Source organism: Desulfotomaculum defluvii, from assembly GCF_054657375.1.
Genome location: NZ_BAAHYV010000008.1, coordinates 204008 through 230732 on the forward strand (window position 1 = coordinate 204008; position 26725 = coordinate 230732).

The 26725-nt window shown below is 40.7% G+C and carries 26 protein-coding genes; 16 read left to right on the forward strand and 10 right to left on the reverse strand.

The window, feature by feature from the left end; genetic code table 11:
• Positions 1–102: 102 nt before the first annotated feature.
• From ACYQ03_RS16375 to larAH6, 3 genes are all read left to right on the forward strand, one after another.
• Complete coding sequence (locus tag ACYQ03_RS16375) at positions 103–1221, forward strand: HD-GYP domain-containing protein (protein WP_459911031.1); 1119 nt, start codon at positions 103–105, stop codon at positions 1219–1221.
• A gap of 107 nt (positions 1222–1328) precedes the next feature.
• On the forward strand, positions 1329–2471 hold the full coding sequence (locus ACYQ03_RS16380; protein WP_459911032.1) for a S1C family serine protease: 1143 nt from the start codon (positions 1329–1331) through the stop codon (positions 2469–2471).
• A gap of 275 nt (positions 2472–2746) precedes the next feature.
• The gene (gene larAH6 / locus ACYQ03_RS16385; protein WP_459911033.1) at positions 2747–3997 is read left to right on the forward strand and encodes a nickel-dependent malate racemase, LarAH6 family; all 1251 of its coding nucleotides are present in this window, start codon (positions 2747–2749) and stop codon (positions 3995–3997) included.
• Positions 3998–4042: 45 nt separating this feature from the next.
• Here larAH6 and ACYQ03_RS16390 read toward each other — a convergent pair whose 3' ends face one another.
• The 3 genes from ACYQ03_RS16390 to ACYQ03_RS16400 are packed head-to-tail and all read right to left on the reverse strand — an operon-like array spanning position 4043 to position 6984.
• Positions 4043–5326, reverse strand: coding sequence for a polysaccharide deacetylase family protein (locus ACYQ03_RS16390; RefSeq protein ID WP_459911034.1), 1284 nt, complete (start codon positions 5324–5326; stop codon positions 4043–4045).
• Positions 5327–5328: 2 nt separating this feature from the next.
• Positions 5329–6510 carry an MFS transporter gene (locus tag ACYQ03_RS16395; protein WP_459911035.1) on the reverse strand — a complete coding sequence of 394 codons (1182 nt, stop codon included), beginning with the start codon at positions 6508–6510 and terminating at the stop codon, positions 5329–5331.
• Positions 6511–6525: 15 nt separating this feature from the next.
• Positions 6526–6984, reverse strand: a complete 459-nt coding sequence (locus tag ACYQ03_RS16400) for a divergent PAP2 family protein (protein ID WP_459911036.1) — start codon at positions 6982–6984, stop codon at positions 6526–6528.
• 229 nt (positions 6985–7213) lie between these two features.
• Between ACYQ03_RS16400 and ACYQ03_RS16405 the strand changes: the two genes are divergently transcribed.
• Positions 7214–8263 carry a glycosyl hydrolase family 18 protein gene (locus ACYQ03_RS16405; protein WP_459911037.1) on the forward strand — a complete coding sequence of 350 codons (1050 nt, stop codon included), beginning with the start codon at positions 7214–7216 and terminating at the stop codon, positions 8261–8263.
• Between the two features lie 24 nt (positions 8264–8287).
• Here the strand turns inward: ACYQ03_RS16405 and ACYQ03_RS16410 are convergent, their stop codons facing one another.
• Positions 8288–8443 (reverse strand): hypothetical protein, encoded by a 156-nt coding sequence (locus ACYQ03_RS16410; RefSeq protein WP_459911038.1) that lies wholly within the window; start codon positions 8441–8443, stop codon positions 8288–8290.
• Between the two features lie 248 nt (positions 8444–8691).
• Between ACYQ03_RS16410 and ACYQ03_RS16415 the strand changes: the two genes are divergently transcribed.
• From ACYQ03_RS16415 to ACYQ03_RS16435, 5 genes are all read left to right on the forward strand, one after another.
• Complete coding sequence (locus ACYQ03_RS16415) at positions 8692–8916, forward strand: FeoA domain-containing protein (protein ID WP_459911039.1); 225 nt, start codon at positions 8692–8694, stop codon at positions 8914–8916.
• Between the two features lie 21 nt (positions 8917–8937).
• Entirely contained in the window at positions 8938–10890 is a 1953-nt protein-coding gene (gene feoB / locus ACYQ03_RS16420) for a ferrous iron transport protein B (protein WP_459911040.1), read from the forward strand.
• Positions 10887–12128, forward strand: a complete 1242-nt coding sequence (locus ACYQ03_RS16425) for a D-alanyl-D-alanine carboxypeptidase family protein (protein ID WP_459911041.1) — start codon at positions 10887–10889, stop codon at positions 12126–12128. The genes feoB (ACYQ03_RS16420) and ACYQ03_RS16425 overlap by 4 nt, the downstream gene beginning before the upstream one ends.
• Before the next feature lie 68 nt (positions 12129–12196).
• Complete coding sequence (locus ACYQ03_RS16430; RefSeq protein WP_459911042.1) at positions 12197–12646, forward strand: Fur family transcriptional regulator; 450 nt, start codon at positions 12197–12199, stop codon at positions 12644–12646.
• A 230-nt stretch (positions 12647–12876) separates the two neighbouring features.
• Entirely contained in the window at positions 12877–13587 is a 711-nt protein-coding gene (locus ACYQ03_RS16435) for a YetF domain-containing protein (protein ID WP_459911043.1), read from the forward strand.
• Between the two features lie 151 nt (positions 13588–13738).
• Here ACYQ03_RS16435 and ACYQ03_RS16440 read toward each other — a convergent pair whose 3' ends face one another.
• From ACYQ03_RS16440 to ACYQ03_RS16465, 6 genes are all read right to left on the reverse strand, one after another.
• The gene (locus ACYQ03_RS16440) at positions 13739–14107 is read right to left on the reverse strand and encodes a MerR family transcriptional regulator (protein WP_459911044.1); all 369 of its coding nucleotides are present in this window, start codon (positions 14105–14107) and stop codon (positions 13739–13741) included.
• A 487-nt stretch (positions 14108–14594) separates the two neighbouring features.
• Entirely contained in the window at positions 14595–15437 is an 843-nt protein-coding gene (locus tag ACYQ03_RS16445; RefSeq protein ID WP_459911045.1) for an Mrp/NBP35 family ATP-binding protein, read from the reverse strand.
• Between the two features lie 217 nt (positions 15438–15654).
• Positions 15655–15807: a hypothetical protein gene (locus tag ACYQ03_RS16450; protein WP_459911046.1), complete on the reverse strand. Its 153-nt coding sequence runs from the start codon at positions 15805–15807 to the stop codon at positions 15655–15657.
• Complete coding sequence (gene feoB, locus ACYQ03_RS16455; protein ID WP_459911047.1) at positions 15807–17792, reverse strand: ferrous iron transport protein B; 1986 nt, start codon at positions 17790–17792, stop codon at positions 15807–15809. Before feoB (ACYQ03_RS16455) ends, ACYQ03_RS16450 begins: the two co-directional genes overlap by 1 nt.
• A gap of 225 nt (positions 17793–18017) precedes the next feature.
• Positions 18018–18236 carry a FeoA family protein gene (locus ACYQ03_RS16460; RefSeq protein WP_459911048.1) on the reverse strand — a complete coding sequence of 73 codons (219 nt, stop codon included), beginning with the start codon at positions 18234–18236 and terminating at the stop codon, positions 18018–18020.
• Between the two features lie 207 nt (positions 18237–18443).
• On the reverse strand, positions 18444–18587 hold the full coding sequence (locus tag ACYQ03_RS16465) for a hypothetical protein (RefSeq protein WP_459911049.1): 144 nt from the start codon (positions 18585–18587) through the stop codon (positions 18444–18446).
• 180 nt (positions 18588–18767) lie between these two features.
• On the opposite strand from ACYQ03_RS16465, the gene ACYQ03_RS16470 reads away from it, so the two are divergent.
• The 7 genes from ACYQ03_RS16470 to ACYQ03_RS16500 all read left to right on the forward strand — a co-directional run bounded on the left by ACYQ03_RS16470 (position 18768) and on the right by ACYQ03_RS16500 (position 26651).
• On the forward strand, positions 18768–19670 hold the full coding sequence (locus tag ACYQ03_RS16470) for a patatin-like phospholipase family protein (protein ID WP_459911050.1): 903 nt from the start codon (positions 18768–18770) through the stop codon (positions 19668–19670).
• Positions 19671–19803: 133 nt separating this feature from the next.
• Positions 19804–20610 carry a histidinol-phosphatase gene (locus ACYQ03_RS16475; protein WP_459911051.1) on the forward strand — a complete coding sequence of 269 codons (807 nt, stop codon included), beginning with the start codon at positions 19804–19806 and terminating at the stop codon, positions 20608–20610.
• A gap of 255 nt (positions 20611–20865) precedes the next feature.
• Positions 20866–21294 carry a division/cell wall cluster transcriptional repressor MraZ gene (mraZ, locus tag ACYQ03_RS16480; protein WP_459911421.1) on the forward strand — a complete coding sequence of 143 codons (429 nt, stop codon included), beginning with the start codon at positions 20866–20868 and terminating at the stop codon, positions 21292–21294.
• 75 nt (positions 21295–21369) lie between these two features.
• Positions 21370–22311, forward strand: coding sequence for a 16S rRNA (cytosine(1402)-N(4))-methyltransferase RsmH (gene rsmH, locus ACYQ03_RS16485; protein ID WP_459911052.1), 942 nt, complete (start codon positions 21370–21372; stop codon positions 22309–22311).
• A 37-nt stretch (positions 22312–22348) separates the two neighbouring features.
• On the forward strand, positions 22349–22876 hold the full coding sequence (gene ftsL / locus ACYQ03_RS16490; RefSeq protein WP_459911053.1) for a cell division protein FtsL: 528 nt from the start codon (positions 22349–22351) through the stop codon (positions 22874–22876).
• 42 nt (positions 22877–22918) lie between these two features.
• Complete coding sequence (locus tag ACYQ03_RS16495) at positions 22919–25057, forward strand: stage V sporulation protein D (protein ID WP_459911054.1); 2139 nt, start codon at positions 22919–22921, stop codon at positions 25055–25057.
• 124 nt (positions 25058–25181) lie between these two features.
• Positions 25182–26651, forward strand: a complete 1470-nt coding sequence (locus tag ACYQ03_RS16500; RefSeq protein WP_459911055.1) for a UDP-N-acetylmuramoyl-L-alanyl-D-glutamate--2,6-diaminopimelate ligase — start codon at positions 25182–25184, stop codon at positions 26649–26651.
• Positions 26652–26725: the final 74 nt, after the last annotated feature.

The window sequence follows — 26725 nt, forward strand, 5'->3', positions numbered from 1 at the left end:
AGCTTAAAATATTAGCAAGAACTCTGAAAAAAATGTGTTTTTTCAGAGGAATTTAATGTTAATAGTAGAATAGTTTACTGAGCATTTTTGTGGAGGTACATTATGCGACGGCTATCAATGGATTTCATTAAACCTGGCATGAAGGTTGGACGGCCAATTCGAAACAGCAGTGGTCAAATACTCTTAAATGCTGGGGTGGTACTGAGCGAGAAATATATATCGCGTTTAAAATTATTAGGTTTACATTCGTTATATATCGATGATGGTCTCTTACCAGATATTCAGGTGGATGATGTAATTCCCGAAGAGACAAGGGTAAAGGCAATACAACAGGTAAAAAGTTTACTGCAGGCACATTCAAAATCAATGGGTGGTGACATTTCAGATACAAGCAAAATTTATCCCACGATAAATGATATCATAGACCAGTTGCTGGATAATACAAAACTTATTGTAGAACTAGTTGATATACGAACGATGGATGATTATGTTTTCGCACATTCTGTGAATGTGTGTGTATTGGCATTAATGACAGGTATCTCTCTTGGTTTTGAGCGTCCAAAGTTATTTCATCTTGGTATGGGGGCTTTATTGCATGATATCGGGAAAATATTTGTGCCTAAAAATATCTTGGATAAGCCTGGCCGATTAACAGAGGAGGAATATGCTGAGGTAAAAAAGCACCCAGCCTATGGTTTGGATATTCTTAGCAAAAATCCCCATGTTAGCAGTCTTTCTCGTATGGTCGTATACCAACACCATGAAAGGTATAATGGAGAAGGGTACCCTCAGAACTTAAAGGATTCAGAGATTCATCAATTTGCTCAAATTACTGGTATGGTGGATATGTATGATGCTTTAACGGCAAATCGGGTGTACAGAGGGGCGTTTCCCCCCCACGAAGCCTATGAGATGATTGCTGGGTCTGGTAATTACTTATTTGATTTTAATATTATTCAACCTTTTTTATCAAACATTGCTGCATATCCCGCAGGAACAATTGTTGAATTGAGTTCTGGTGAAATTGCAGTGGTTGTTAGTACGAAAAAGGGCTTTTCCTTATATCCAAAAGTAAGGCTTTTGATAAATAGGGATAAAAACTCCTTTCAGGAAACAGTAGAGATAGATCTGCTTGAATGTAGAAATGTAACAATTTGTAAAGTTGTCAATGATATTGATTTTTCTAAGCTTGGACAGGAATTAAAAAACAAAAGTTTGTGAAAATCCTGGCCTAGTCAGGATTTTTAAATTTTCCAATAACTTCTCCAAAATTGATAAATTTATGAACAGATCAGATAATACTATAATATAACAGGGAGGTTGATTATATGTCCAAGTGGAGGAACATAGCGTTTTATACCTTGATTATAGCATTTCTATCAGGCATCATGTTTGCTGCAGGTTGTACCTTAATTAAGGATATTACTCCTAAGGAAGAAACAAGTCAGCGTCAGGAAGGAATAGCGGATGCTAGCCTTCCCGGAGTAGGGCCTGATACCATAGCTAATATTGTTGATAAGGTTAGTCCTGCTGTAGTTAAAATTACCACAGTGGTTGAAGTAGCAGGATATAACAATAATCCCTTCCAGAACGACCCATTTTTTCGACAATTTTTTGGAATAAGTCCACAGCCTCAATACCAGAGTGGTTTAGGTTCAGGTTTTATCATTTCAAAGGACGGCTACATCTTGACTAATGAACATGTTATTGATGCAGCTCAAGAAATAAGTGTACTTGTAAAAGGGCATCAAAAGCCCTTTGAGGCCAAGTTGGTAGGGGCAGATCCATCAATGGACTTGGCTGTGTTGAAGATAGAAGGAAATAATTTTCCTACCTTAAACTTGGGAGATTCAAACAAAATCAGGGTAGGTAATTGGGTTATTGCCATTGGCAGTCCCTTTGGCTTGGAAGATACTGTCACAATCGGTGTAATAAGTGCTAAAGAACGACCTCTAGAGATAGATAACCGCACCTTTGAGCATCTATTGCAAACAGATGCTTCTATCAATCCCGGAAACAGTGGAGGTCCCTTGCTAAACTTAAATGGTGAAGTCATTGGAATTAATACAGCCATTAATGCTCAGGCCCAGGGCATCGGATTTGCAATACCCACCAGCACCGTAAAAGAGATTATCGATGACTTGATTAAACAGGGCAAAGTACAAAGGCCTTGGCTGGGAGTACAAATTCAACAGGTTACACCAGACATTGCAAATTATTTAGGTTATGAAGGATCAACTGGAGCAGTGATCTTTGGAGTTGTACCGGGAGGACCAGCGGATAAAGCCGGTATTAAGGAAGGTGACATTGTTTTAACCATAGATGGCACTAAGATAGAAGACCCTAATACGCTGATTAAAACCTTGCAGAAGACGAAAATAGGTGCCAAGGTAGAAGTAGAAGTATTCCGCAAGGGAAAGACTATAAACATAAGTGTTGAAGCTGCAGAAAGACCAGCTAATATTAAATAAACATTGCTGTCAGTTATAAAATCTTAAGACACTACAGGTTACTGTAGTGTTTTTTATATTATGGCATCCAATATCTGAGATATTAAGGGCAAACTAAGGATAAAACCAATTATTCTTATAACAATCCATAACATATTCGACAAAAACATCAAATAAAATACAGTGGAATATAAGCAAATACACAAGGATTCAGGGTTTATGGTATACGACAAAAGCTGAAGGCTGATGGCTGAAGGCTAAAATACTGGGTACACTAACAAAGGCGGAGGTGTGCAATGGAAATAAATTTTGCTTACGGACGTAATATAATGACGGTTGCTATTGAGAAGACAAATATTGTCGACATTTTAGCCCCGGAACTACCTCTTTCTGTTGACCCAGTTCAAGAAATTTCAAGGGCCCTAAGAAATCCCATAGGCAGCCCCAGATTAAAGGAAATTATAAAAGATAAGCAGCCTGTTAACATTGCTATCCTTGTTACGGATATCTCCAGACCAATACCTTATCAAGATCTTCTTGATGCCCTTATGGAGGAAATACAGATAAACGTAACCCTAAAACAGCGAATAAAATTCATCATAGCAACCGGGGCTCACAGACCCAATACGGAGCAAGAAATTGAAACAGTTTTCGGTCAGCTGGCTAAAAATCACATCTTTATTAACCATGATTGTGATAACAATCTGGTAGAGGTTGGTTACTTAGCCGATGGCACAGAACTATGGATAAATAAAGAAGTGGTAGAAGCGGACCTGGTTATTGTTATTGGCTGTATAATGCCGCATAATCTGGCTGGTTTTTCTGGGGGACCAAAGTTGATTTTACCTGGCGTGGCCGGTAGAAAGACCATTGAGGAAAACCATAGCATGATGACACGATCCCAGGTGGGGCCTGGAAAAATTAAGAACAATCCCATACATAAACAAATGTTAGAAGCGGCAAAAATGGTGGGGGTGGACTTCAGCATACATGTAGTGTTAAATGATCAGAACAAAATTGTTAAATGTCTAACCGGTGACCTAGAAAAAGCCTGGTATGAAGGATGTCAGTACTGCAACAGTATCTATAGTTTACAGTTACCCGAACCAGTGGAGGTGGTAATTGCGGGGGCTGGAGGATATCCTCGGGATCTCAACCTCTATCAAGCTATAAAGGCACTGGTCAATGGTGCTAGGTTGCTGAAGCCAGGTGGGACTCTAGTTTTAATTGGAGAATGTACAGAGGGTATGGGTGAACCACTATTTGAGGAGTGGCTGAATAAGGGTAACAATCCAGAAGAGATAGTCAGTAGATTTGAACAAAAAGGATTCGTTTTAGGTGGACATAAAGCCTATGTACTGTGTCAGGAGCTAAAAAAGATAGAAGTTATTGTCATCTCTGAGTTTGCTAGAAACCAAAACCCTGTACCACATATGAAAAATGCTCAAGATTGGCATGAAGCCGAAAGGATGCTTGTTCAAAAACATGGTCCAGATTACCAAGCCATACTTCTTCCACAGGCAGGATTGGTATTTCCGCTCCCTTAGCTATTAGCTTTTAAAAACTCAAGGCTAATAGCTAAGGACTAAAAGCTAACGACTTAAATACCTATTCAAGAGCTCTTGCCGAGAAATAACTACCTTTTTTGGGACCAACTTGTTCCACTGGCGGTGAATATGGGATAGCCCACCAGGATGTAGTAAAAAAAGCAACCATCTCTGATACCAAGCTACAATAGTGCCAATAACTGGGGGCAAGTCGTAAACCGTAAAACCCAATTGTCTTGTTCCTCTGTGAATCATAGTAACACCTATCAGAGCCTTTGTCCCTTGACAGGCTGGATCTTGGTAAACAGCTTGGGCAAGTAGTGGTAAGGAACGGCGGGTTTCTCTTAATAGGCCAATGGCTGTTGCTTCCAGCGAACGGGCGCTTGTAGTAATTTTTTGTAGAAAATCATTATTTAAATGAAGCTCAATTACTTTATCACCGGGAGATAATAATGTACCATCTGGTAGCCTCATTTCTTTTCCTCGATAGTTTCGTATAGCCAGACGAAATAACACATGCTTATCATTACCTACCAACTTTAGACCCGCCATGCGAGCAAAGCAAAACTCCCAAATTTGCCATAACCTACGTAAGTTCTTCTTGATTATGCCAACGCTTCCATATCCTATAAAATCCTCCATATTGACGGCTTGAAGATTTTTTTCTTTAAGTTTTTGTAATATAAAGGGCAAGGCTTGTACCATTTGAGAAGGTCCCTTTGCTGATGCACCAAACCCTTCACTATGATCATGAAAGACAATAATTGATCCAGGCTTAACTTTGCGCGACACGATGTTCTGAATGCTTTCTGGCGAAGCCTTATGGTCCCAATCCCAGGTCATAAAACTCCACAGTATTGTCTTGTCTTTTGTACATAGGACATAAAGGTAGGTTACAAGGTTAAAGACACCCCAGGAAGGGCGAAAAAACTGTGGTGAATGATTAGTAATGGACTGAATAGATTTTCGTCCTAAATAAATTTCCCGCAGTGCTGCTAAAGGCCCTTGAAACCAGGCAAAACAGTGGTTATAACCATGGGTTCCCAGACTATGACCTTCAGATTTGATTCGATTAATTAAATCTGGATGTTTTTCAGCATGTTTGCCTACCAAGAAAAATGTTGCCTTAGCATTGTAAAGTCTAAGTATATCTAGTACTTGGGATGTATAGTAAGGATCGGGGCCATCATCAAAGGTTAGGGCCACTTTATCCCAGTTTTTACTTCCTTTGCAATAGGTCCCCACCTTAAGAATTCTACCAAAGAATGTTGGTAATAACATATAGAGCAAAATGACAATGCCAGCAAGTTCAAAGAGGTTAAAGGACATCTTTATTCACTCCTGGTTTTCATTATGTTTTCTAAGGGATAAAATACATAAAACAGCCCCATACTTGCAAGAACAAAGGCACTCATATAGATAGTTCCTGCTGGATAAAGAATAGAGGCAATGGCCCCACCCAGAGAAGGACCTAATGCAATACCCAGTCCCTCTAGGGTTGTAAAAATGCCCCAACCCGTAGCCTGTTGCTCCTCAGGAATTGCCCTTGCCAAAAGAGAATTCCAGGCTGGGAGGATTATGGCATAGGAAAATCCAACTAGGATTACCAAGAGAACAATGACTTTTAAATCTCGAATACTGGGAAAAAGAATTAGTAAAAAGGAACAGGAAAGAAAGCCTAATGACAAAAGCTTTGGTAATGGGAAACGATCAACCAATTTACCCATAGGAACCAGAAAGAGGACAGCCGTTGCACCACCTGCGCTTAGAAGTAAGCCATACTGTTGGGAGGTTAGTTCTAGTGTCTTGGTAGCATAGATGGGCAATATAGGTAGTAATAAACTGACGGCTAAAGTTTGTAAAAACATTCCCGGCAGTAAGATCTGAATCACCATGGGGTTTGCGGTTAGTTTTTTAATTTGATCCATTATTGTAAAATTTATACTGGTAGTCTTGGCAACAAAGGGAATAAGAAAACCAATAAATAGGCTGAAGCCCCATAAAATAATGCAACCGAGAAAAGTATTGCGGTAGCCTGCTGACAACACAAAATTAACTCCCACAGGACCCACACCCATTCCCAGAAGCCAGGCAGAAAAAACAAGCCCCATTCTGGCGGCCCGATCAGAACAACCGGTAGGAGCAACATTGCTGATAACTGCAAGCCATACAGGAGTAAAGCCAAGCCCAAAGAGACCAGATAGCAATAAAGCGGGCCAAACAGATTCAACGTAATATAGACCCAGCAAAGAAAGAAAGCTGATAAATAGTCCTAGTATTAATATAGGACGTCCTTGTTTATCCAATAGGGACCCTGCCAGGGATTTTAAAAGTGTTTCAGTAAGGTAATGTCCTGTCACTACAAGACCCGTAGTAAAAACTGAAAAACCTAAATAGTTAACAGAATAAAGGGGCCAAAAAGTTAGGAAAAAAGCACTTCTAGCTAATTCTGTAATAAATAACAAAACAATAAAGCCATAGTCCCTAGGTCGTAAATTTAATGAACTAAGCAAAATTCTATCTCCTTATTAAAAAACCACAGTTGCCATGATAACCCCGAGTATTGCCCCAGCCACTACTTCCGAAGGGGTATGGCCAATCAATTCCTTGAGGGCCTTTAGATTTTGTTTCCCATCCTGACGTCCCATTTCCTCAAGCATTTGGTTTAAAATCTTAGCATGAATACCAGCTGCCCGTCTGACACCCATAGCGTCGTACATTACAATAATGGCAAAAATAGCGGTAATGGTAAATAGAGAAGAAGACCAACCATATTGAAGACCTGCAGCGGTAGCCAGTGCCGTTACCATTGCCGAGTGGGAGCTGGGCATACCTCCGGCTTCAAAAAATCTGTTCAAGTTCCATTTTTTACTTTGGATGCTTGCTAGAATTCCTTTGGTTAACTGGGCAATCAGGAAGGCGGATAAAGGTGCAAATAGTATTTTATTTAGCCAGAGCCAGTAATAAATTTCTGACAATAGTTTCACCTCAAAACATACTTTACAGACAAATATAAATAATATATTCTCTAAGCTTTTTTGTAAATCCTTGCTGATTATGAATAATACCATAGAATAAGAAAACAACATCTATAAGAGGAACCAATAAGAGGAACCAATTGTCAGAACTGACAATATTATAGGGGTTCATCAAAGATTTGCTTCCTGTTAAGATTTAATATAGGGCTTAAGCCCAATAAATCTGACAGGAGGAATTATGACAAAAAGAAAGTGGACAACCTACGGACTGCTATTTCTGTACCTGTTAGCCTTTAATATTATGGTCTTCCCAGCTCCGGTTGAGGCAGGTCAGTCAAAACCAGTTGTCATGGGTTATTATGCAAAGGATTGGTATACAGACAAAGATTCATATAATTCCCTGGCCAAATATGCAAGCAATATGGATTATGTAGCAACTTTTTCTGCCAGAATAGATAGTAATGGTGATTTAATCACTGATTTTATGCCCACAGAGGGTGTAACTCTAGCAAAACAAAAAAACGTAAAACCTTTATTAGTCATACATAACATGTATAGCGGCGGAATGGATTCTGGCTCTGCAGCTGCGGTCTTGGGGGACCCTAATAAGAGATGGAAATTAGCCAATAATATTCTTTCGTTAGTTAAAAAATATGGTTATGCTGGCGTAAATATTGACTTGGAAGCGGTTCCTAGTCGGTATAGAAACGATTATAGTAAATTCCTATGGGAATTGAAGGGGCTACTAAAACCTGGAGGTTATACTCTTACAGCAGCAGTACCTGCTAAGAATAGTGATCTGCCTAATAATCAATGGTCTGGCGCCTACAACTATAAAGAACTGGGACAAGTATGTGATTACGTGATGCTAATGACCTATGACGAGCACTGGTTTGGTGGTGCACCTGGCTCAGTTGCTTCTTTGCCCTGGGTGCAAAGTGTATTAGACTATGCAGTCAGCCAAATGCCTGCACAAAAAGTTCTGTTGGGTTTGGCTGGCTATGGCTATGATTGGTCTTCGGCCAAAACGCGAACCGTTAAGTGGAAAGATATAAACAGCCTAGTTTATCAAAAAGGTGCCCAGGTTCGTTGGGACAATGCCAGCAATACACCCTATTTTTATTATTGGAATGGTACCGAACAGCATGAAGTATGGTTCGAAAATAAATACAGTCTTGGTATAAAATTGGGCTTGGTAAAATCTTATAAATTGGGTGGCGTTGGTTTTTGGCGATTGGGTTTTGAAGACGCAAGTTTTTGGCAAACAATTAGTCAAAAAATACGTTAACTATTAGGGAGGCATTATGCCTCCCTAAGCTTTATCCCGAATTACGGGCAAAAGAATAATTTTTTGGTTGTCGTCGTCGTTAACTATATTATTCAATTCGGCTTGGGCTGCACCTAACAGGCTCAATTGAGCCTCGGACAACGATGCAATTTTTAGACCTTCCAAATTTGCTTTAACCATATAAAAATGCCTCCTTTTCAGAACTATTGTTCCCAGTGAAACATAAACTAAACCAAGAAATTTTATCTCCAGTGGCGGTGCCAAGTCCACTAATGCAGGTGTATTGTACTGTAGTGTGTAAGCCTTAAGAAGGCCTTATGTCATGAGCCATTACAACAAAAAAACCTTGCCTTGTACTAAGGGTACAATTATAATTAAATTGACACTGATAACCATTATCTATTACATAAAGCTTTGGAGGGAATACCATGACACTGGATAAATGCAAAAGAGGGCAAAAAATTAGAATTATGAATATTCCTAATGAAATTATCCGGTCGCAGGCAATTCGGTTCGGTATTTCCGAAGGGGCCATTGTGACTTGCGAAGAGGTTGTTCCTGCAGGTCCTGTGGTGGTGGGTATGTTTAAACAGCAAATTGCCATAGGTCGTGAATTGGCCCGTAGCATTGCTGTTCAACCAGTTAATTCGTAAGATACAGATGAGGTTGAAATAATGCAAAATAAACAAACACCTACCAATGGGGTAATCGGAAAAAATATTATTCTGGTGGGTAACCCCAATGTGGGGAAATCACTATTTTTTAATTACCTTACGGGAAGCTATGTAGATGTTGCGAACTTTCCGGGTACAACAACCAATGTCATATGTGGACGCTGCGGTCTAGATGCAGTAACTGATACCCCGGGGATTTATGGGATTTCCTCATTCAATGAGGAAGAAAAAATTACCCGGGATATTGTTTTGCATGGGGATGTTCTAATTAATGTTGTAGATGCCCTGCATTTGGAAAGGGACTTATTCCTAACTCAGCAACTTATTGATACAGGTCGTCCGATGTTAGTTGCTTTAAATATGATGGATGAGGCTGAAAATCAAGGTATCAAAATCGACATTAAGGTGCTTAAGGAACTTTTAGGGGTCCCGGTTATTGCCACGGTTGCTGTGGAGGGAAAAGGACTGGATCAGGTATTAGAAGCCATTAAAGGAGCTAAACCTGGTAGGGTGTTACCTGTTGTAGAAGAAAAGTTAGCAGAACTGCCGGATACAATTCCTCGTGCCGAAAAATTGTTAGTACTGGAAGGGGACCCGATTGTTTCAGAAAGGAATGGTGTTGCACCTGGTCACTATCGAGCACTCTTTTACACTGAAAGACGTCACTGGATTAATAAACTGATATCAATGTCAATCAGAGAAACAAATACACGTGAGGTCTGGGGTTCTAGACTCAGTCGTTGGATGATCCAGCCAGTTACTGGCATTCCTTTGTTAATTATAACTTTGTGGCTACTCTATCAACTTATTGGTGTTTTTGTGGCCCAAACTGTGGTAGGATTTACGGAAGAGTTTATTATGGGTGAGTATTTTCAACCAATTGCCAAGGCACTGGTTGGAAAGTTTTTGACACCAGGTACACCTATGAGCGAAATTTTAGTAGGGCAGTTTGGTGTCATCACCATGACTGTTACTTATTTAATTGGTCTGTTGTTACCGTTGGTTTTAGGGTTTAATTTGGTCCTTGCCCTGTTAGAAGATACTGGTTATTTACCTAGGATTGCAACATTGTTGGACCGCATCTTAACCTTCTTTGGCTTAAATGGCCAAGCGGTAATTCCTTTGGTATTGGGCTTTGGTTGTGTGACTATGGCTTTAATGTCCACACGTTTACTGGGATCAGAACGGGAAAGGCTAATAGCTACCATTATTCTGGCATTAACAGTGCCTTGTTCTGCTCAATTAGCGATTATTGCTACCATGTTGGCCGGATTGGGTCCTGGCTTTGCAGTGGTTTACGGTATGTTAATCTTTAGTGTTTTTATTGCCGGAGGTACTCTATTAAATAGATTCGTCGCTGGTGAATCTTCCTCCCTTTGGATTGATCTTCCTCCCATGCGTTTACCTCGTATGGGAAATGTCCTAAGAAAGACCTGGATCAAGAGTAAAGAATTTATTACCGAAGCAGCGCCCTTGTTTGCTTTGGGGGCGTTAGTTCTTGGTCTACTTGATGTATCAGGTACTTTGGATACCATTGAAAACGTCCTAGTTCCCCTAACTGTAAACTGGTTGGGGTTACCTAAGGAGGCTGCCAGCGGCTTTATCATGGGAGTTATTCGACGAGAGTTTGGCACTGCCGGACTGTTTACATTTCCAATGTCTGATTTACAAAAACTTGTGGCCCTTACGACCATTACCCTCTTTGTTCCCTGCATTGCCTCGGCGATGGTTATTTTTAAGGAGCGGGGTTGGAAGGCAGGCACTACCATATGGATTGGCGTCATTGTCGTAGCATTTTTTGTGGGGGGTTTAATTAATCAAATGTTAAACTTTTTTACCAGCCAGTTTACCTCAGCTGCGCCGCTGACGATGCTAGCGGGTACTATTCTAATAGGCCTAGCATTATTACTAGGAATTAATTCTGTTATTCCTGGATCATCTAGGAGCAGGTGATATTGTTGCAGAAGAGAATTATCCACATTTTTATAGTAATGTTAGTTTTGTTAACCTTTAACTCCCAGGTCTGGGCTGGAGAACCGCAAATAATCGGGGAAACTGCAGTATTGCTGGATGCTAAGTCAGGTGCGGTACTATATGGTAAGGAGGAACATAAAAAAATGTATCCTGCCAGTACCACAAAGGTGTTAACCGCATTGTTGGCTTTGGAACACTCTGGCTTAACTGATCAGGTAACTATTGGTCCCAATCCTATTAAGGCAGGGGGAACATCTATCTGGCTACAGGATGGGGAACAACTTACAATGCAAGAATTGATCTATGCATTAATGTTGAACTCAGCCAATGATGCGGGGGTCGCCATTGCAGAGCATATAGCAGGTTCAGCGGATAAATTTGCAGAACTCTCCAATGAAAGGCTTCGTAAGATAGGTGCTAAAAATACCCATTTTACTAATCCTCACGGTATGCCGGATAAGGAGCATTATTCCACTGCCTATGATTTAGCTCTGATAGGCCGTGAGGCTTTAAAGAACGAAGATTTACGAAAAATTATGACTACTATTAATCATGAAATACCTAGGGCTGACCCAGAAGCCCAAAGGCATCTTTTTAATCACAACAAGCTTTTATGGAGTAAAACCTATGGCTATAAGGGTGCCACAGGTTTAAAGACTGGTTACACAGTTGAAGCAGGGCAATGTATAATAGCTTCTGCAGAGAGGGATGGTATGGAGTTAATTGCTGTGGTCCTACGCAGTGAAGGTTTTAATATCTGGACCGATGCAGTCAAGCTTTTAGATTATGGTTTTAACAACTTTACCAACCGTCAATTGGTCCAGGGTGGTACGGTGATGGCAGATGTACCAGTGAAATACGGTAATGGGTCTGTTAAACTGTTAACCAAGAATGATTTTTACTACAGCTTGCCTAAGGAAGGACAATTTGATCTCCATGTTACCACCGAACCAGCGGAAGATGTGAGGGCTCCAATTACCAAGGGTCAGGTTTTGGGAGCTGTGGTTATAAGGAACGGTGAAGAGGTTGTAGGTGAGGTTCCCCTGGTAGCTCAGGAAGAAGTAAAACGGGACTGGGGGACTACGCTAAAGGGCCTAATAAAATGGGGCTTACTGCCTCTATTGCTATTACTTTGGATACGTAGAAGAGTTTATCTAAAAAGAAAAAGGCAACAAAGATTGGCCCGTAGAAGAAAATATTATAATTATCTAGACTAGAGAAATGCATTGACACCCTAACTAAAAAGCAATATACTGGAAAAAAGTAGCCGGGTGGTGTTTTTCCTTTGAAGAAAATTATAACCCAGGTTGGGGAAAAATTAAGGGCCCATGAATATAAACTGACTCCTCAACGGCAAATTATTTTAAAGGTTATGTTAGAAAACAAGGACAAACACCTTAGTGCAGAAGATGTTTATAACCTTGTTAAAAGAAAAGCCCCCGATGTAGGATTGGCCACTGTTTATCGAACCCTGGAACTTTTTTTGGAGCATGAAATTATTCATAGCATAAATTTTGGTGATGGGCGCAAACGCTATGAATATGGGGATAACAGTGATGGACATCATCACCATCATGCCATTTGCCTTAAGTGTGGGAAAATTCTCGAGATTAATGAAGATTTTTTGGAAGAACTGGAAAAGCAGGTAACACAAGATTATGGTTTTATAGTAACAGACCATGAACTGAAAATTTTCGGTTATTGTAATGATTGCAAAGAAAAAGAAAAATCGTAACGAATAAAGGGATTACCTCTGGTGATCCCTTTTATATGTTTAAAAAGAATAGTTATAGAGCACCTTTAGTCAATAGTCGAATAACTTTTTCGTAGTGGAGAATGATAGTATAAAGATCCATTAGCATTAGCCCTTTAAGTGTCACAAAAGCACAGGGCTCGTGAATAGCTATTCCGCTCAAAGTGTAATAGTATGTGGGAGCATGGTGATGGATAATCGGAGTGGATATCATGGAAATTTACTTAGAGGTTGCGCTACGTGCTATTGGTGCATACTTTAGTCTGTTGTTGGTAACTCGACTAGTGGGTAAAGAACAACTTGGACAATTAACAGCCAGTGATTTTGCAAATGCGATTGCCATTGGGTCCATTGCAGCAGAAATGTCCTTTGATCATAAGGAAAATTTTATATACTATATCATTCCAATAATTATCTTTGGTAGTTTAACCTACATAAATAATTTACTATCGTTAAAATTTAGACCTGTTCGCAAATTGCTGGAAGGTGAACCAGTTATTGTAATACAGAATGGGAAAATATTAGAGAATAATATTCGTAAAGAACGGTACAACTTGGATAACCTAGTCATGCAGCTTAGGGAGAAAAATGTATTTAATATTGCTAATGTAGAGTTTGCTGTTTTAGAACCCAATGGGAGACTGAGCGTTTTGATAAAAAGTAACAGACAGCCCCTTACAGCCAGTGATTTAAATATTTCTACTCAATATCAAGGTTTGTCGTCGGAAATTATTGTTGATGGTAAGTTGATAATGAAGAATCTAAAACAGCACGGGCTAACCCAACAGTGGTTATGTGAACAGTTAAGTTTGCAAGGTATACATCGTATCGAAGATGTGAGTTTGGCCAGTCTAGATACATCTGGCAACCTATATGTTGACAAATACACGGATGATTTGCCCCAGGAAATTAAGATTACTTAAACTAGGTTAGCAATTTAATATAAATTAATCATTAAGATGGACTTGACATGAGCCATGGACTTTTTGTACATGGTTTACGAAAGAATATTTTGCTCCTGAGTAATTTTTTCGTCAATGATTTGTGAACGTAGGTCATGGCTGGTTAGTATGATTACAACAAGGGGCAATGATCACAAGTATTTTGAGATAAGCAAAAGGTGCCTTGTATCTTCCAACAGGGTTTGTTAGGATTTACTTGGGTTTCTTGGTCATTGATATTACCTATACAGTTATCAATAAACCAGCAAGGGTATAGCTGAATTACTTGTTTTACACTGGCAATATTTAACCCTTTTTTGTTAATAAGCTGATGAATAAATCTTAACCTAATGACATCGTTACTGCTGTATAAACGCTGTTTGTTGCGACGTTCTGGTTGAATCAAACCATTTCTTTCCCAAATCCGCAATGTTTCAGGGTGTACGCCTAATAATTCTGAAATTACACCGATATTTAGTTTTGGAACCATTTGATTGGTCATTTCATAAAACACCCACTTAACAACTAAATTCAACAATTATTAGCATACTACTTGCATAAAATATTATCAATATACTTTTTAATTTTTCAAACAAAACAAACTGCTGGTGGGTTTTAAGATATATACAACTCTGGGCAATAGGATTATTTGTTGGATGGATACAAAAAAATAAGGTTGAAAATAACTTTCAACCTTACAAATAGACATGATAGAGGAGAATTTCTAACTGGATAAATTATTTTCTAAAAATTAGACTTAATAATTATTTGTCACGGTTTCTCATTGATTGGCTTATTTTTACTGGTATCATTACTGTTATCATGAATAAGAATTAACTTTCCTCCGCAACTGCAAGTAAGTTGATTGGAACTTTTATAATACTTACGGAGGTATTCCACGATTTTTCCGCACCGGTTGCATCGAAATCGTATCATAGAATAAACCTTTCTCGGCAGGTCTGTTTACTTAATTAAACTATTAAGACATACTAGCTTGCCTTTGTTTTAACTTTTACAAGTACCGGAATATCCTCAAAGGCTTTGGTTTTAGTATTTTCTACAAGTCCTTGATCACATAACTTAGTAAACTCAGGATCAATGGGCAGAACCTCAAGTACCGGCAATTCATCCAAAGTATCTCCTTTTTGGAGGGACTTGCCAAAGATATCAAATTTTTCACCGCATTTAGGACAAGTTGCATAAGCCATATTTTGAACATAGCCCAGTAGAGGTGCTTCCATAACCCCGGCCATGCGTACAGCTTTCTTGACCACCATCACAGCCAAGTCCTGGGGTGATGTGACCACTACAATACTATCAATGGGAATTTGTTGCATTACGGTAAGGGGAACGTCTCCTGTACCTGGTGGCATATCAATCAAGAGGTAATCAAGTTCCCCCCAATTTACGTCGGTCCAAAATTGCTTAACAGCACCAGCGATAATTGGACCACGCCAGATAACTGGATCATCTTCCTTCTCCAACAACAGATTTAAGGACATAATACTAATGCCACTAGCACTGGTGGCAGGTAGCAATAATCCTTGACTTGCTGGAACTCTTTTGACACCAAACATTTTGGGGATACTTGGACCTGTAATATCTGCGTCCAAAATGCCAACTTTATAACCCATACGCTGTAAGTTTACAGCCATTAGGGCAGTAACCGAGGATTTACCAACGCCACCTTTACCGCTCATCACAGCAATGACACGACCGATCTTACTCTGACCACCGGGATAGAGTTTGGGTGGGGGACTGCATTTTTCTCCACCACATGTGCCCTCATTCATTTCTCCACAGCTTGAACAATTGTTACTTTCATTGCTCATGGTTTTACCTCCTCATTATGTAAAAAATATGACCAAAATTGGTCACTGTTGAGCAAAAATAATCAGCTAGCACATCTAAAAATATTATTGACATCAGTTCAAAACCATCTTATAACTATTATGAACCATTGTCAATAAGTTATAGCAACAAGATTGATCAAATGTAGTGGTAGAATAAATAAAGCCCTTACCAGTTAAGGTAAGGGCTTTATTTGGTTTACTTCTTAGAATTGCACTTAGAACAATTGCCTGAGCATCCGCCGGGAATCGGTTCACGGCAGCGGGGGCAAACCAAAGTCAATAGTTCCACAGGACAACCACAGCGAGGACAAATCCTTTGACTGCAGGTGGAATTAGTCTGTTCTTTCATTAGAACACACCCTTTGTGGTGGATTTATGAGCAGGATCTTGTTTTTTGATAAGTCTTGCTATCAATATTACTAGAGCAGTAAGACTTAAAACTACTCCAATAACTGAAAATACCTGTACCGGAGATGCCACACCAAGTAGGTTTGACAATTGAGCCACGATGCCACCGATGAAGAAAGCAATGAACCAAGTACTTAGCCACATCAGGGCAGCCTCTTTTTTACTACGTTCCTTAAACATTACCAGTATGGAAGCAATGCAGGGAACAAAAAGGGTAATGGTGACCAGTGAGACCACAGTTTGAATAGGAGCTAAAGACATATCAGCTAGGCCTGCAGCACCGAAATCCCGACGAACGATCCCCATAATAAAGGCTGTGGCAGCCTCTTTGGGTAATCCTAACCAGTTAACAGTAAGGGGCGAGAGAAGGTTTTGTAGCGCAACCAGAATACCGGTAACCTGAAAGGTACTAATCAAAAATGCACCCAAAGCAAAGAGTGGGAAGGCTTCTTTTAAAAACTGGTAAGATTTAATGCCAGTCTTTGTCAAAACATTTTTGGGCCGTGGTAGACGTAAGGGTGGTAGATCGATTAAAAGATCCGAAGATTGACCGGATAACAGAGAATTCATCAGTGTCCCTACCACCACTAGAACTGAGAAAATAACTAGGGAATACAGTGCCACAAACTCTGGACCCACCGCAGCCAGCATGCCAGCAATAACCCCTAATTGAGCAGAGCAGGGTATAGCTAACCCTAACAGAAAAATAGCAATACGTCGTTCACGATCAGATCCCAATAAACGGGTGGTAATGGTAGCCATGGTGACACAGCCCAAGCCAAGGATAAGAGGAATAACTGCCCTACCATTTAGGCCAATACTGGTCAGAACACGATCCACCAGAGTTGCTAGTCGGGGAAGGTAACCAGAATCTTCAAATATAGATAAAAAGAAATAAAAACCAATCACCAGCGGCATTAATAAGCCCAAAACATAAGTAAAGGTCATGGTTAATACACCGAATTCACCAATTAATATGGTTCCAATGGAGGACTGTTCACTGATGAACCTGCTAACTAAAGAACGGATTGCCGGTTCAAAATGTCCTATCATTATTGTTTCTTCCGTCAAACCTACCACTGTACCGGCCACAAACACACCAATCGTTTGATACATCCCATAGAGTGCCACTAATAGAATTGGGATCCCTGTCAATGGTTTAATCATCAACCGACTTAAAGTGTTACTAAAGGCAGTTTTCTTGCTAACATCCGTTATCACATGGCTAACGATTTGATTTACTCTCTGTCTACGCTGTAAGTAAATATACTCTCTTTTATTCATGGATTCCAAACCATGTCGCTCTGCAACTGCAGTATCACCCTCCATAATTAAAAGGGCTTCACCACGTGAACCTACCCGATTTACCAATTGATCTAATTCATTCTGGAGTTCGACATCGGATTGTCCTTGACGGGCCTGACATATATTATTTGCCAGTTCTTCCATACCTTTATTTCTTATGGCAATAGTCGGGATAACAGGCACACCCAATAATTGACTCAATAATTGATGATTTATTTTCATACCTTGTTTTTCAGCTTCATCCACCATATTTAGGGCGATTATAACAGGAACACCAGTATCAATTATTTGCTGAGTAAGAAATAGATCCCTTTCTAAGTAAACAGCGTTGACCACATTAATTACCATGTCTGCTGTTAAAATGACATCCCGGGCTACCCTTTCTTCGTCATTAAAAGAGGATATTCCGTAAACCCCAGGAGTATCTATGATGACATCCCCTTGATAATGTCCATGGGATATTTCTAGGGTGGTCCCAGGATAGTTGGATACATCTACATACATTCCGGTCAGATAATTAAAGAATACAGATTTACCAGCATTGGGATTACCGGCCAAAACGATGCGTCTAGCGCCCTCTGGTATATCAATTTGAATACTGCAACCGTGGCAGTGAGACATATTTGATTCACTCCTTCAAATTTAACTTATTAACCATCCAAGATCTAGTAGTCGCAAACCACTGGTGAAAAAACAGGGGGACGGGTCCGGTGTATTGCTATTAGCCGTTAGGCTTTAGCATTGACCCGACTAATTATTTAGCTAAAGACCTTTGCGTATAACAGATCTAACAAGTCTATGGATCTTCTGCTGAAGGCTAATAGCTAAAAGCTAAAGGCTAATAAGCTAATTCAGATCAATGTCAATTTCTTTGGCCAATTGACGCCCTAAGGCAATCTGTTGACGATTTTTGCGAATAACAATGGGACCTGCAGGAACTACTTCTTCACAAGTAAGCCATTCACCCTCGGCAATGCCAAAACGAATAGCTTGGACCCGGATGTTCTCATTTTGGATGTTATTAATCTTAAAGGACTGACCTCTTTTTATCCGGTCTAGAGTCATAGTAACCACTCCTTGTATTGATTATAAGAATCATTATCAATATTACCTTAAAAAAATAACTTGTTATGTAGATGCATTATTGAAAGACCTTAACAAGTAATTGAAAATGATTATCATTACTAAAGCCAGTATAATCCTTAGCTAACTAGTTGTCAATCCCTGATTTTAAGCTAAAAAAGCAACGCTACAGAGCGTTGCTTTTTTAGCTTATTTAGCTGTTTGAGTTAATGGATGTCTTTTTCCTTCACGAATATATCCTAACTTTAATTGAGGCATAGTAACATTGTTTCCCCAATGCCAAAGGCATCCTTTAGAACCGGGGGCTTGTTGTTTTATTCCCTGAATATCCATTATTAATTCCTCCCTGTTCGAATTTTTTTAGGTTCAACTATATTGTCCCCAGAACTGTAAGCTACATTAAAGTTTTTTGTCTGACAATATTTGTCTATTAATTATAATAATTTTAAAATCTATAGTCCTCACCTCCATTGGCTACTTTTCATAAAATGATGCAAATAGGTGGTGGAGGAAATGGCAAAAAAAATTGGCCTAGCATTGGGTGGAGGCTTTGTGTTGGGTGCTGCCCATGTGGGGGTATTAAAGGTTTTAGAAGAAAATGGGATAAAACCTCATGTGATTGCGGGGACCAGTGCAGGTAGCATGGTTGCAGCATTATATGCATCGGGTTGGACTGTTTCAGAATTGGAGGAGATGGTCCGTAGTTTAAAACCGGGCATGTTTATTGATGAATTGGCAGCCGTAGAGAATTTTTTTGTGATGTCTTTTCAGCTCTTATTGAATGCTTTTAGACTTCCTTATCCCTTTAGAGTTCCCTTGGGACTAATGAGAGGGGTAAAACTGGAGCGCTTCATTAAGTCAATGTTGGGAAAAAAAGTTTTTGAGAAGGTTCCTATGCAGTTAGCCATAACATCCGTTGATATAGCCAGTGGCAAAAAGGTAATTTTTCTTAGTCAGCAGGATCGCTTAAAATTAGTTTCCAGGGGAGACCAAGTGTTTATCAGCGGGGTTCCAGTATGGGAAGCAGTTCGTGCCAGTACTGCGGTGCCTGGTATTTATGAACCAAAGAGACTTTCGAATTACCTTTTAGTAGATGGTGGTTTACGGGAAAATGTACCTGCCCAGGTACTTAAAAGGCTGGGTGCAAATGTTGTGATTGCTGTGGATTTAGGTAATGATGGCGAAGAGTCAACTGTGCCTCGTAATGTAATTGAAATAATGGAACAAACCCTCGATATTATTCGTTCAGAAGCCCTTGAGCATGTTTTAGATGGTAATACAGATGTTCGTATCAGACCCTTGTTCAAAGGAGTCGGTGCTTGGGAATTTCAAAAAATACCCCACATTATTAGCCAGGGAGAGAAAGCTACTCGGGAGTTATTGCCAGAAATTTTAAGGGTTTGCGGTAGGCTTTAGGGTCAAGCCATTAGCTGTTAGCCGTTAGCTTGTTAAAGGTTTAAGCTAAAGGCTAATAGCTAATGGCTAAACAAATAAGCAAAGCTGTTATATAATAAGACATACTTTCTCCTAAAGGGAGTGTTTGTTAAACATGATACTAGACTACCATATCCATACTTTTCGTTGTGGACATGCGGTGGGAACTGTGGCTGAATATGTGGCAGAGGCTAGAAGAAAAGGTTTTCTGGAATTTGGATTTTCTGAACACTTGCCTCTTTATTGGATACCCGCAGAGCAAAGGGAACCTGATTTTGCCCTTTCTGATGAGGAACTTCCTATATATATTGCCGAGGTTCAACAGGTTAGAAAGGATAACCCTGATTTATCTATAAAACTTGGCATAGAGGCTGATTTTATCCCAGGGTATGAACAAGAATTAAAACAAATTCTTAGGTTATTACCCCTAGACTATGTATTAGGTTCGGTGCATTTTTTGGATAGTTGGGCCTTTGATGATCCGGGTAAAATTGAAGAATATAATAAGTATGATATCCATGATCTCTACCAATTGTATTTTCAATATGTTCAATTGGCTGCATCTTCCGGACTATTCGATATTATTTCCCATCCGGATTTGATAAAGAAGTTCGGCTTTAGACCTAACAATTCAATTGAAAATTTATACCGTCAGACCATTGAAGTAATTAAAGAAAATAATCTTTGTGTAGACGTCAATGCTGCAGGGTGGCGTTATCCCTGTGCTGAATTGTATCCCTCACCGGATTTTCTAAAGCTTTGCTTTGAATATGATATACCAATAACCTTGGGATCTGATGCTCATAAACCAGAGCAAGTGGGGGAGGGGCTAGACCGAGCGATTATGATTTTAAAAGAAATTGGCTATCGCCAAGTGGCCACTTTTACTGGACGACAGCGTTTTATGATGGAATTAGGATAAATCCATGCGACACCGGGGACGGTTCCCGGTGTCGCATTTTTTGTCCCAAAATCTTTGCGACAGGGAGAACCGTCCCCGTTGTCGCATTGGGGGACCGCCTAGGGTGTTTTGGGTATCCTTAGGGTATAGACTTTTTTAATAAAAGTTTTAAATTTTTCGTGGAAAAAGAAGGGATTTTTAACCCCGTAGCGAATAAAAAGTGGTGTAAAGTGGTAATAAGTGGTGGGAAATACCCAGAGAGTGGAGCAAGATAACATGTTCATGGGGGAATTCCAACACAATATCGACTCTAAAGGTCGACTTATAGTCCCAGCCCGCTTCCGTGAAGGCCTGGGTGACCGGTTTATTGTCACCAAGGGGTTAGACAACTGTCTTTTTGTTTATCCTCAGCAAGAATGGGCGGAGGTTGAACAAAAACTTAAGTCGCTGCCCTTTACCAGGGCAGATGCTCGGGCCTTTGTACGTTTTTTCTTTTCCGGTGCCACTGAGTGTGAGATAGACAAACAGGGGCGTATTTTGCTGCCAAATAATTTGCGCGAGTATGCAAAATTAGATAAAGAAACTGTAGTGGTGGGGGTATCCACTAGAGTAGAAATCTGGTCTAAAGAAGAATGGGAAAAGTACAATACTCAGGCTGCAGCTTCCTTTGAACAACTGGCCGAAAATATTGTTGACCTTCTTTAGTAAATGGATTTTATAATAGCTAAGGTCTGGATAGACTATTTAAAAATGAAACTGAATGAGGTTAGACCACAAAAAATGGAATTTAAACATGTCTCGGTATTGTTAAATGAATCCATTGAAGGCTTAAAGATAAATCCCCAGGGTATTTACGTAGATTGCACTCTGGGTGGTGCTGGACATAGTTTGGAAATATTAAAAAGATTAGGGCCGGAAGGAAAACTGATAGGGATCGACCAGGACCCAGCAGCCATTGCCAATGCTGCTGAAAAACTTCAGGGTTTCGCCGGTCAGTTTTATGGGATAAAAAGAAATTTTTTACAGCTAAGTCAAGTGCTTCAAGAAATGGAAATTGGTCTAGTGGATGGATTTTTGTTTGATTTAGGTGTTTCTTCCTACCAGTTGGATACACCAGAACGTGGTTTTAGCTATATGCACGATGCAGAACTGGATATGCGAATGGGGCCTGATCAACCTACCGATGCTAAGGAACTGGTTAATAGCCTCTCTGAAGAAGAATTAACCAGCATCATCCGTAAATATGGCGAAGATCGTTGGGCCAAAAGGATAGCCTCTTTTATAGTCAAAGAAAGAAAAATTAAGCCCATCACCACAACAGGGGAATTGGTGGCTATTATTAAGGCTGCGGTCCCTGCTGGTGCCAGAAGAGAGGGTCCTCACCCAGCTAAAAGAACCTTTCAGGCTTTACGAATTGCCGTTAACAATGAACTGGACATATTGGAAAATACCATCAAGGATGCTGTTGCATTCCTAAAACCCGGTGGCAGGATCTGCGTCATTACTTTTCATTCCTTGGAGGACCGGATCATTAAAGAAACCTTTAAGAAATTGGCCAAACCCTGTACCTGCCCACCTGCATTCCCTGTTTGTGTTTGCGGCAAAAAATCACAAATTAAGATTATAACCAGTAAGCCCATTGAACCCAGTCAAGAAGAATTATCAGGTAATCCTAGGGCGCGTAGTGCCAAGTTAAGAATTGCTGAAAAGCTAAATATTTAATGGGTTAAGTTCTATATTGGACGGAAGGTGCATATGCTTGAGTGTAGTACAGGAAAAATTTAGCTACTCATTGCCAAAGGAAAGACAATATGAGCAAAAAAGAGCCGGCAAGGAATTCTCCAAACGTGCTATCCGCAGGGGAAAAGCCATAGTTACCTGCTGCATTTTAGCATTGTTTGTTACCGGTATTACCGTAGCCTATTACTATTCTCAAGTTGCGGTACTGGGCTATGAAATCAGCAAGTTGCAAAATGAATTGTCTAAATTGCAGGCAGAGCAAGATTATCTGGAAACACAAGCTAACCAGTTAATGTCTTTACAAAGAATTGAGGCCATTGCCACCACTAAGCTTGGTATGGTGAAACCAGACACCGGCGAAGTGGTTCTGGTTGCCGCCTTGCCTAAGGACACTGATGCAAAGACTACAAAAGCCACCAATCCAGAAAAACCTCAGACAGTGCCGACAAATAACGTCGGTGAAAAGGACAATGGTGACGAGGTGAAAAAAGGAAAAAGTCCTGTTATTGAGGCCTTTGTTGATTTGGTAAGCGACTGGGAAAAGTAACTTAGGAGGCGATGACTGTTCGGCCCGCGGGGAGGAATCAGGGTGAAAACAACAAATATTCTTGTGCGTAGAAGGATTACCTGCCTTTTTCTAATGGCCGTTGCTTTACTATCTTTAATTATCTTTCGTCTTGCCTGGATCCAATTCGTAAGGGGAGATGAATTGCGACAGGAAGGGATTATTAACCGGATGCGAGATGTACCGGTGGAGGCAAAACGGGGCAGCATATTGGATCGGAATGGAAATGAACTTGTTACCAGTGTCAGCGCAGATTCCATTTACGCAATTCCCAACCATATTGAGAACCCTGATCAAGTTGCTTCTCAAATTGCTCCCCTTCTGGGAATGGATGTTGAAAAGGTAAAAAGTGTAATCACCAAAAAGTCCCGCTTTGAATGGATTAAAAGAAAAGTGGATTTTGAAGTTTCTCAAAAGATTAAGAATCTTAAAATAGAGGGTATTGGTTTTGCCGAAGAGAGTCGTCGCTACTATAAACAGGAAACCCTTGCACCCCATATCCTAGGTTTTACAGGTACTGATAATCAGGGGTTAATGGGAATGGAAGCAGCCTATGAAGAGGAACTCAAGGGGATTCCTGGCAGAATTGTCATCGAGCATGATGCTGCAGGAAGGGAAATCCCCCAGGCACTGCACCAGTATATACCCCCAACCCAAGGAAATAATCTGGTGTTAACCCTTGATCAAACCATACAACATTTTGTGGAAAGGGAATTAGACAAGATTGTAGCCACCTATAACCCGAAAATGGCTGTAATTATTGTCATGGAACCTAAGACAGGCAAGATACTTGCTTTAGGTAATCGCCCCACCTTTAGTCCAAATAACTGGCGTGAGGTTCCCCAGAGCGTCTGGGACCGGAACCCAGCTGTATGGTATAACTATGAACCTGGTTCTACTTTTAAGATTATTACAGCCTCCTCAGCATTGGAGGAAAATGCTGTTAAGGTAAGTGACCGCTTTTTTGACCCAGGTTTTTATCAGGTGGCTGATCGAAAAATACGTTGCTGGAAAGTAGAAGGGCATGGTAGTCAGAGTTTTGAAGAAGTGGTACAAAACTCCTGTAACCCCGGTTTTATACAGGTAGGACTTGATTTAGGAAAAGAAAGATTTTATAAATATATTCGGGCCTATGGATTCGGTCAATCAACGGGAATTGGCTTGCCCGGAGAGGCCAGGGGGATTATGATTCCTGAAAAGAATGCTACTAATTTAAATATTGCTACTATGTCCATTGGTCAATCCATTGCGGTAACGCCCATTCAGTTGATCACGGCAATAAGTGCAGTGGCCAATGGTGGCAAACTAATGAAACCACAGTTAGTAGAAAGAATTGAGGATCAAAAGGGGAAGATCATTGAAGAGATAAAGCCCCAAGAAATTCACCAAGTAATTTCAGAGGAAACGGCGAAAGTTACCAGTCAGTTATTGGAAAATGTTGTAATGAAAGGTAGCGGTAAAAATGCTTTTGTGGATGGCTATCGAGCCGCAGGAAAGACAGGCACCGCTCAAGTAGTATCTGAACGAGGTGGCTATGCCAGTGGTAAGTATGTTGCTTCCTTTGCTGGTTTTGCACCGGTTAATGATCCTAAAATATCGGTATTAATAATGGTTGCGGAGCCTCAGGGAGGTATTTACTACGGCAGTCAGGTAGCTGCGCCAGTATTTGCACCCTTAGCCAAGGATATTCTCCGTTACCTGGGAGTGCCGGAGCAAAAGAACTTACCCAAACCCAAGGTCAATCCCTGGGAAGTGGAGGAAGAACGGATCGAAGTGGTTGTGCCCAACGTTGTGAACCTGCCCCTGAATGAAGCCCAGAAGCTTCTTCGGGAAGGTGGGCTTGCCTTTGAGACACGGGGACAGGGAAAGGTGGTCTATGGTCAGATTCCAGAAAGCGGTGCCTTGGTGTTATCTGGAACGACAGTTATATTAGACCTTGCAGGTTCCGGGGGAGGTCAGGGGAAAGCCGGGGAACAAGTTTCGGTGCCTAACTTAAAGGGAATGACCATCCGAGAGGCAGGAAATTTACTGGAAAGCCTTGGCTTGAAGTTAGAACCTACGGGTTCCGGACTTGCCAATACCCAAAGTCCCGCAGTGGGCAGCAAATTAACCCGGGGTAGCGTTGTAAAGGTAGAGTTTAAACCACCGGAACAAAAACCATAATATGGGCCAAGGAAACCCTGGCCTCCCATACAGGGAGGTCAGGGTTTTTAAGGCAATTATTGGCATAAATCATTTTTAAATGGAAAGAATAGGAAGTATAATGGAAGGGTTAGGGGGGGGCATTTTGTTATTAAAAGAATTGCTAGAAGTAATTCCTGTTATTTCTATTAATGGTAATTTGGAAAGCTTGATTAAAGGTATTTGCTATGACTCACGTCAGGTATCCTCTGGGACACTTTTTGTGGCAGTAAAGGGTTACCAAACTGACGGGCATAAATATATTAATAATGCTGTTACTGCCGGTGCAGTGGCTGTTGTATATGAACATGAGGTTGCTTTACCCGCGGGGGTTACTGGCATAAAGGTGGCGGACAGTAGGAAGGCTCTGGCTTTATTGGCAGACCGATTTTATGGTCATCCCTCCCAAAGTCTTTCTATGGTGGGTGTAACTGGTACAAATGGTAAGACCACTACCACCCATTTGATAGCGGCTATTTGGAAAAAATCAGGAATTAAACCCGGCATCATTGGCACCATACACAATTTAATTGGGGAGAAGATTTTACCAGTCACCAATACCACACCGGAGTCCTTAGATTTGCAAAAAATCCTTGCTCAGATGGTTGAAGAAGAAGTCAAAGGTGTTGCCATGGAGGTTTCTTCTCATGCCCTTGCCTTAAATAGAGTAGCAGGCGTACATTATAATGTTGCTGTGTTTACAAACCTCACACAGGATCATTTGGACTTCCATAAAACAATGGATGAATATCTGGCAGCCAAAGCTAAACTTTTTAACCGAGACATTGAGTATGCAGTAATCAATGGAGATGACCCCGCTGCCGAAGAACTAAAGAAAAATAGCCAGGGCAAGGTCTATACCTATGGTATTGACCAAGATGTCGATGTGCGGGCAAAGGATATTCAGGTCACAGCCAAAGGAGTTCGTTTTGTTGCCTGTGGTCCTTGGGGGGAGCAGCAGCTCAATCTAAAACTAACTGGCCGATTTAATGTATATAATGCCCTAGCAGCCTATACTACCGGGATGGCTTTAGGAATGGATAGTGAAATTGTGATTAGTGCCTTAGAAAGTGTTATGGGGGTCTCTGGACGTTTTGAACTGGTGGATCAGGGCCAAAATTTCGCCGTAGTGGTGGACTATGCCCATACCCCAGATGGTTTAGAAAATATCCTAACTACAGCCAGACAGATTACCAAGGGTAGGCTGATTACTGTCTTTGGTTGTGGAGGTGATCGGGATCGAACAAAACGGCCCATTATGGGAGAAATTGCTGCCCGTTATAGTGACATTCCGGTGGTTACCTCTGATAACCCACGTACCGAGGATCCCCAGAGAATTCTTGAGGATGTGGTAGAGGGGGTTAGCCGGGTGATTTCCCCAGATAAATTTTTGATTATTGGTGATCGCCGGGAAGCCATTAACAAGGCCATTGAATTGGCCCAGGAGGGTGATGTGGTGGTAATTGCCGGAAAAGGGCATGAGGATTATCAAATCATAGGTACCACAAAATACCCTTTCGATGATCGGAAAGAGGCTGCTGCGGCGTTGGCAAGAAAAGCTAAAAGGATAGATTAGCTTTTAGCTTATAAGTGGCCATGAGCCGTGAGCCATGGGCCCTGGGCTTTTGTGAATGTATTGCTTAGGGGGAT